General features: G+C 60.0%; 6 protein-coding genes. 2 read left to right on the top strand and 4 right to left on the bottom strand.

Annotation, left to right across the window (positions count from 1 at the left end; all coding sequences use genetic code 11):
• Window positions 1–2 precede the first annotated feature (2 nt).
• A complete protein-coding gene (locus AC1DWA_RS31720) occupies window positions 3–668 on the top strand; it encodes a GTP pyrophosphokinase (RefSeq protein WP_240952454.1) in 666 nt (221 codons plus the stop codon).
• Window positions 669–825: 157 nt separating this feature from the next.
• On the opposite strand, the gene AC1DWA_RS31715 is transcribed toward AC1DWA_RS31720, so the two are convergent.
• Window positions 826–1,086: a GlsB/YeaQ/YmgE family stress response membrane protein gene (locus AC1DWA_RS31715; protein WP_021334317.1), complete on the bottom strand. Its 261-nt coding sequence runs from the start codon at window positions 1,084–1,086 to the stop codon at window positions 826–828.
• Window positions 1,087–1,274: 188 nt separating this feature from the next.
• Between AC1DWA_RS31715 and dctA the strand changes: the two genes are divergently transcribed.
• Window positions 1,275–2,681, top strand: a complete 1,407-nt coding sequence (gene dctA, locus AC1DWA_RS31710) for a C4-dicarboxylate transporter DctA (RefSeq protein ID WP_477847434.1) — start codon at window positions 1,275–1,277, stop codon at window positions 2,679–2,681.
• On the opposite strand, the gene AC1DWA_RS31705 is transcribed toward dctA, so the two are convergent.
• The 3 genes from AC1DWA_RS31705 to AC1DWA_RS31695 form a co-directional block, all read right to left on the bottom strand.
• Window positions 2,659–4,023 carry an outer membrane protein assembly factor BamB family protein gene (locus tag AC1DWA_RS31705; RefSeq protein ID WP_477847432.1) on the bottom strand — a complete coding sequence of 455 codons (1,365 nt, stop codon included), beginning with the start codon at window positions 4,021–4,023 and terminating at the stop codon, window positions 2,659–2,661. The two genes, dctA and AC1DWA_RS31705, sit on opposite strands and share 23 nt — an antisense overlap.
• The gene (locus AC1DWA_RS31700) at window positions 4,020–5,465 is read right to left on the bottom strand and encodes a hypothetical protein (RefSeq protein WP_477917497.1); all 1,446 of its coding nucleotides are present in this window, start codon (window positions 5,463–5,465) and stop codon (window positions 4,020–4,022) included. The genes AC1DWA_RS31705 and AC1DWA_RS31700 overlap by 4 nt, the downstream gene beginning before the upstream one ends.
• Before the next feature lie 183 nt (window positions 5,466–5,648).
• Complete coding sequence (locus AC1DWA_RS31695) at window positions 5,649–7,895, bottom strand: MMPL family transporter (RefSeq protein WP_477847449.1); 2,247 nt, start codon at window positions 7,893–7,895, stop codon at window positions 5,649–5,651.
• Between the last annotated feature and the right edge of the window lie 146 nt (window positions 7,896–8,041).

The following is an 8,041-nucleotide window of genomic DNA, read 5'->3' as shown; positions in this document are numbered from 1 at the left end:
TCATGATGTTGTACCAATTCGGAATCTCCGAACTGATGACCAAGGTGAACATTCTCAAGGACGAGTTCACTCACATCAATCAGTACAGCCCCATCGAACACGTGACGTCACGGGTCAAGTCGCCGGACAGCATCCTGCGTAAGGCTCAACGCCTGAACATCCCGCTCACGATCGACGACATCTCGAAGAACATCTTCGACATCGCCGGCGTGCGCATCACCTGCAGCTTCATTTCCGACACGTACCGGATCGCCGAGATGCTCACCAGCCAGACGGATCTTCGGGTAATCGAGCGAGAGGACTACATCGCCGATCCGAAACCCAACGGCTACAAGAGCTTGCACCTGATCGTCGAGGTCCCGGTTTTCATGAGCGACCGCGTCAGGCACGTACCGATCGAACTTCAAATCCGCACCATCGCGATGGATTTCTGGGCGAGCCTCGAGCACAAGATCTATTACAAGTACAACCGCGAGGTTCCCGTCGAGCTCCTCGACGAACTCACCGAGGCTGCTGCCGCGGCACACCGCCTCGACGTCAAGATGGAACGCCTCAACGACGAGTTCGCGAAAATCAAGGCGCTACCGCATCCCGACGACGAAATTCTCGAGCAGGATCTGCCGGCGCAGTTCCTCGAGGCGCTGCATCTTCAGCGACGAGCGCTCTGAATTTACGGCGACCCTCCCCTGAGCGAACGCGCCTTTCGGCGCATCTGAGGCGACGAGAGTGCCGTTCGCTCACAACTGGGGTCGGACAACTAGGGCAAACCAAAAGTGCACCCTCCCGAACTTCGGGAGGGCGCACTTCGCGAATCGCGTTGGCTTGCTATTTCTTGCCCGTGACGGCGCTGTAGCCGATCGAGAGCACGGCCGCCGCGGCGATACTGATGATCCAGCGGATCCAGTCGATTCCACCCGTGTCGCCCTTGTCCGAGATCGCTCCCCAGACCCAGTACCCGATAAGCGCTCCGGCGACACCGAGGACGACGGTGATGATCATGCCGTACTGCTGCTTACCTGGCAGTACGAGACGAGCCAGGATTCCGATGACTGCGCCGAAAATGATGGTTCCGATAATTTGCCCCATGACAGCCCCTCTCACACGTCGTGCATGCACGCGGACGGAAGATCACCGCTCAGGGAAACAATAACCACAGTCACACACAACTGTCGCTTGTTGACCGAATTGTTGTCCGAGATGCAACCTCGACGCGTTACATCCACGACATTCGCGAGTTATTTTTTCGCAATCAAGCAGACCTACCGTTCCCATCCATGCCAACTTCCGTAAAACTGCCGAACAGCGAGCTCGCGCGACTCGCCAACAAGCCGCCCTGGTACCGATCACTGTTCGTGCAATTGATCGCCGCTATCGTCATCGGCGTTCTCATCGGCTGGTTGTGGCCCGAATTCGGCGCGAATCTCAAGCCCCTCGCCGACGGCTTCATCAAGCTGATCAAAATGCTGATCGCGCCGATCATCTTCTGCACCGTCGTAATCGGGATCGCCCACGTCGGGGATCTGAAAGCGGTGGGGCGTATCGGCGTCAAAGCACTCATCTACTTCGAGGTCGTGACCACCTTTGCCCTGTTGTTCGGGCTGCTCATCGGAAATCTGATGAAGCCGGGTGCGGGATTCAACATCGATCCGGAGACGCTGGCGAACGGTGCGGACGCCGTGGCCGCCAAGACTGGAAGCGGCGAGCTTCCCCACACCGTCGAATTCCTGCTCAATATCATTCCGGTGTCGATAGTTTCGGCCTTCGCCGAGAACGCACTCCTCCAAGTCCTCTTCTTCGCCGTACTGTTCGGGCTCGCCTTGGCCAAGGCAGGCGAGAGTGGACCACCGATCGTGTTCGAACTAGTCGATCGTCTGAGTCATCTGTTCTTCACGATCATCGGCTGGATCATGAGACTGGCGCCGTTGGGCGCTTTGGGCGCGATGGCGTACATCGTCGGCCAGTACGGGATCGCTTCGCTCGGAAGTTACGGAAAGCTGATCGCCGCATGCTATCTTGCGGCCGTCCTGTTCATCCTCATCCTGGCGGCGATAGTCAGGTACTTCACGGGCGTGAATCTGTGGAAGTTCGTCAAGTACATCAAGGACGAACTCTTCCTCGCGTTGGGAACGGCGTCGACCGAAGTAGTTCTGCCCCGAATCATGGTCAAGCTCACCAACGCCGGATGCTCGCGCACTACAACAGGATTGGTGGTGCCTACCGGCTACTCGTTCAATCTCGACGGCGCCACGCTGTACCTTTCGATCTGCATGCTGTTTCTGGCTCAGGCACTCGGCGTGGACCTGACACTCGGTGAACAGATCACTGCCGTCCTGGTACTGATGCTCACGTCCAAGGGAATGGCCGGCGTGCCGGGATCGTCATTCCTGGCACTGTCCGCCACCGTGGCCGCGATCGGTCACGGCGCAATTCCAGTTGCCGCAGTCGCCCTCCTGCTGGGCGCCGATCGAATCATGGACTCGATGCGAGTCTCGGTGAACCTGCTTGGGAACTGTGTCGCTACCTTCGTGGTCGCGAATTGGGAGGGGCAGCTCGACAAGGAGCGCATGCGCCGAGTGCTCGACGGAGAAGACGTTCCACCGCTCGAGGAAGTCGATCTGATCACCGGGAAAACTGTTCCAGCACCGGAGGCCGAAGCACTCAAGACACCTTCAACGCCGTGATGCTGTCTTCACTGGAACGCAACAGCACCTTGCCCCCTGCCCACAGCTCCCGCGGCATCGCCCAGGGGGTGAACTCGTCGTCCCCGTCCTGGTCCACCCGAACCTCCCAACTACGTTGGCCCGTACGGACATCCGTTCCGTAGACGTTTCCCTCGTCGATAACGACATCGCCGTGCCAGACAACCTCCCCGGCGCGCTCGGCGTTCGATCGCCACAGGACCTCACCGGTGAAGAGGTCCACGAACTGGACCTCGGTCTCGGAACCGGAACGGGTCACGGCAACCACGTTGCCGATTACCGCCAACGACTGTGCGGTGTCGAAGAGTTCACTGTTGGACCACAATTTCTCGCCGGAAGTCCGGTCGAAACCGCTGTGTCCCAGAATGATCGGAGTCGATCCTCCTGCGGGATTATCTCGGCTGTATCGCCCGCCGTAGTACGAGGACTCCGAGGGCAGTTCGTCCGTCCTGGCGAACTCGCGCCCGTTCTGATCGAGCGCGTACTCACTTGTCGGACGGCCATTGCCTTCGCAACCGCCATCCGACACCAATGTCACCCCGTCCGACGATGTATGCGCGGTCGAACAGGTGGAGTAACCGTGTACCCACCGCTGTTCGCCGGTCTTCAGATCGAATCCCAGAGACTCGTCGAGAGCGATCACACCCAGATCGCCGTGCACCGACATCACCGGATCGACGTATCCGGCTTCCCACGATCCACCGACGTCGAACGCTTTGGACCAGTTCGCTTCCGGATCGTCGACGGTTCCGCTGTGCACGCGAACGTCGTTGCTCTCGATATCACCCTCGAGCGCGAGGACCCTGTCACCCGAGACAACCGCGATGATCGGTGCCCACGGCGTCTTGATGTCTCGACGCTCTCCGGTCTCGATATCGAAAAGTGAGTACGAACCACCGGATACGTACGGCCCGGAGAAACACAGCACCGAACTGCCGAGCAGAGTCTCGGAGCAACCACCGATGTCGACCGCCGACGTGCGCCAACGAACTGTGCCATCTTCGGCGTCCAATCCGACCAATTCTGCGTCGTCCAACGAATACGCCTGACGATCCGGCATACCGATCATCGTGACCACGAGTGATCCGGCATCGATGAATCCGCCCATGTCCATGTTGAATTCGGTGCCGACAAGTGGGCTCCGAAATATCGCGAACTCGCGACCGAGAATCTCGGAGGCCTCGACGCTCCATAGCGGCGACGAGATCGCTGTCGGTTCGGAACTCGTCGACGTGACCACCGTGGCGATGGCGGCAGTGACGGTGACTACGGCTGCGGCGGCCGCGATCCGAAGTCGCGATTTCGGGGAGAATCTGGTGGTCATCGAATCTCCAGGCCWTCGGTCGTCGCGAGAAACTCCAACTGCGCGAACGTCATCGGATCGTTCGGGATCGCAGCCGACGACGAAACCGAGACTTGGGTCCCATTCGGGCGGGTGACGACCACCGACCTGCTCGTTTCCTGCGTCGATTCTGCTTTCGAGCCGTCATTTGTCATGGGCACGGTCGCGTAGTTCCGTTCGTCTCGCTCGATCACGGATCCATCCGGTCGCGTCACGACCTCCAAGGGGTGCCCGTCGTAGGAAGGGTCGTATTTGTTGGGCTCCTCGGGGAGTGGTTGTCCGCCGGTAATTGTCATGTTGAGCGTCGACTCGCTGTCTCCCGTCCGGGTGAGAAGTCTCTGACATGCAGTGGACTTGTCATTCTCCGCCACCGTCAGAGTGCCCGGTCCGGTATCAAGAATCGGAAAACCCGGAGGTACAGCGCGCCATCTGACTTCGAGTACCGCGTTGAGACGTTCGATCGTCGCGCGATCGAGTTCGGCCACGTCGCCAGAGTCTCGGGGGATCCCGTGGCACCCGGGCGAAAGCGGTGCCGTACCCGGCGGAGCAGGCGTCGTGATTCGCAGTTGCGGCAGGCTGACCAGAGAAACCAGTTCGTCGATGGTCAGTGGAAGCGCGCCGCTTGCCTGAACCTCGGCGCCGACTCGATCGGCAGTGTCATCGAGATAGGCGTGAACTCGTGTGCCATCGATGCCGTAAAGGAACGCCGAACGAGAAAGAGTGCGTTGTCCGTTGATTTCACTCCACGAGTCCTGCACGTCCACAACTGAACCATCCGCGAGTGAGCGACGTTCGACGAGAGAACCGGCGACGCACGGAGGAACCGGCGCCTTACTGCTGTTGACCGAGACCGACAGTCCACCACTGGCCTCGCCTCGAAGTATTGTCGCCGACGCATCAGTGGACGCCAGATCCTCGATCGTCCATCCCTCGGGCAACTCGTCCGAGGTCGACGGTGCCGAGATCGGACCGAACTGGAGCGATCGGCGCGGACTGGCGAACTTGATCTCGACGCCGTCCGGAATCGCATCGGCGACCGAATCCGACATCGATACAGCCTTGGCGCCGGAAAACCACGGAAAACGTGGGTCGTCGTACGCCTCGTCGCCGCCTGTCGATGTGAAGATCGAGATTCCGTGTTCGTCGTCCGGCGCTTCGACGCTTTCACAACCCGGAATCGTTGTCGGGTACACCGCGCTCGGCGTGACGTACGAGAATTCAGGCACGTCCTCCGCCGGAATCTCGTCCGGTGTAGACGTCATGGTGATCGAAGATGACGCAGCTACAGAGATGTCATCGGACGGCGAGCTGCTCCACCGATCCACCAGCCCGGCAACCACTGTCCCACCGGCGATCAGGGAGACGACCGTCAGCGCGAAGGTCCACTTCTCGGCCCGCTTCGAATCGGTTTGCTCCTTCGACACGTACCCTCGCAGTCACTGTCACGGCTCGCTCCCGATGCGCGTCGCCTCTGGAAGTCCTGTCGCGATCACAGCGATTTCTGTTACCAACCGGATGGTTTCCTATCGCGCGAGCGCCGCATGAAGACAGAAGAACGGGGTGCCAGTTGCTGTGCAACCGGCACCCCGTCCTGACGACCTGAGTGCTTAAACCCTCACCGGCACCTGATTCGGGTCTGGATCGGAATCCGGATCCTGCTCGATCGGAATCCGCCGAATCGCTTCACCCTCGATGTCGACGTTCGGCAGRATCTTGTCGATCCACGCGGGCAACTTCCACGCCGAATCACCGAGGATCGACATGACCGCAGGGATCACGATCATGCGGATGATGAAGGCGTCGAAGAAGACTGCCGCCGCGAGACCGAAGCCCATCATCTTGCTTGTCGTCTCCGAGGACAGCATGAATGCGCCGAACACGGAGATCATGATGATGGCCGCCGATGCGACCACGCGAGCACCATGGGTGTAGCCGGAGATGATGGCGTCCTTGGCCGACAATCCGTGCACGTATTCCTCGCGCATTCGCGTCACGAGGAACACTTGATAGTCCATCGCCAACCCGAAGACCACACCGATCATGAAGATCGGCAGGAACGAGATGATGGGTTGTGTGTGCTCGATCAGCCCGAAGTCGCCCAACTGGAAAATGGCAACCGTGGCGCCGAAGGTCGCACAGACGGAAAACAGGAATCCGAGAGTTGCGGTCAGCGGCACCAAGATCGAGCGGAAGACGACCATCATGATGATGAACGCCAGCCCCACAACCACGATGAGATACGGGATGAGCGCGGAACTGAGCTTCGACGACATGTCTGCAACGATCGCGGTTTGACCCGCTACACCGAGTTCTGCGCCTTCCGACTTCACCGTCGATCCGTAGTCCCGGATCTGATTCATCAGCTCGTGGGTTTCGGGGCCGCTCGGAGACATCTGCGGGGTGACCGCGATGAGCGCAGAGTTTGCGCCCGCCATCGGGTTTGCCGCGTCCGGTCCGTTTCCGACCCACATCAACTGATCCGGCGTTGCGACGTTGTCGAGGCCCTTGATGTGCGCGACAGTGCCTTCGGCAATCGCGGTGATGTCGGTGCCGTCGGGCGCGTCGAGCACGACGAACAATTCGCCGTTGACGCCTTCACCGAATCCTCGTTGCAGGAGGGCCAGTGCCGGTCGCTCTTCGTCTTGAGTGAACGAGAGTCCGAGTTCGAGCTTCGTCATCGGAATAGCCGCGATCACCAGGAGGACCAGAGCAGCACCCGCGATCGGCCACGGGTACTTGGTGACTATCTTGGCCCAGCGATGTCCGTTGGATTCCATCGTCTCGGGCTCGTCACCGTGGCGAAGCCCGGGAATACGAGGCGAGAACGCGAACCGACCGAAGATGCCCAGAACTGCCGGGATCAACGTGATTGCGCCGAGCACGGCGATGATGACGGCAACCGCTGCCGAGATTCCCATCTGCGTGATCATCGGGACCCCGACCACCGCCAGGGCTGCCAGCGCAACCACAACTGTCAGGCCCGCGAATACGACCGACGAACCGGCTGTACCTACTGCGCGTCCGGCAGCAGCTTCCCTGGTTCCGCCCAGATTGAGCTCACTGCGGTAGCGCGAGACGATGAACAACGCATAGTCGATCGAGACTGCGATGCCGATCATCGTGACGATTCCCGTGACACCTTCGTTGATGTCGAAGAAGCCCGAGCCGAGTGTGACCGTCAGAGTGGCCAGCGCAATTCCAAGAATTGCAGTGAACAACGGGATGAACGCCGCGATGAGTGCGCCGAACGCCACGATCATCACGATGAACGCCACCGCGAAGCCGAGCATCTCCGACAGACCGCCCGCGGCCTGCACCTGCATCATCGAACCGGTGCCTTCGACTTGCAGGCCACCAGTGCGGAATTTTGCCATCAAATCGAGCAACGCCGTCTTGTTCGCCTGCGTCTGATCCTCGATGCGAATCGACTGATTGAGCTGGATCAGCCCGACCTTGCCGTTGTCGCCGAGAACGGCGGACGCTACCGCCGGATTGGCCTCCGCGAGAGTGACCGGATTGACGATCTTCTCGGGATCGACGATGTCCGGCAACGTCTTCGCCTGTGCGATCAACTGGTCGATCTGATCGCTGTGCGCGGCAAGCCCGTCGTCTGCCGCGATGAGAATGCTGGTCGACGCCTGAGTTTGCTGCTCCGCTGCCGCTGCAAAGTTCTCGTTCATCAACTCGGTCGCACGCTGTGAATCGGTGCCCGGAAGATTGAATTCTTTGGAGAACGTCGGATTTGTGGCGCTGATAGCGCCCCCCACCACCGCGATCACGATAATCCACGCGGCCACCACAAGATACTTGTGGCGGAAAGCGAACTTCCCCAACCTGTAAAGATACGTAGCCAACGTAGGCCTCTCTCGCCGTGGACTGGTCTGTCCGAAGAACACGGAGTCTTTCGGTGCCAAGGTCATACGGTACGGACCGACCGACTCGTTGGCACCTGGTATATCTGCGAAAACGGCATATCCGGCGCGCTCTCCGTCTCCTTTTC

The sequence above is a fragment of the Rhodococcus sp. P4_F3_2 genome (genome assembly GCF_056401335.1).
Note: the sequence above shows the minus strand (reverse complement) of the source record. Positions and strands in the feature narration are given on the sequence as shown.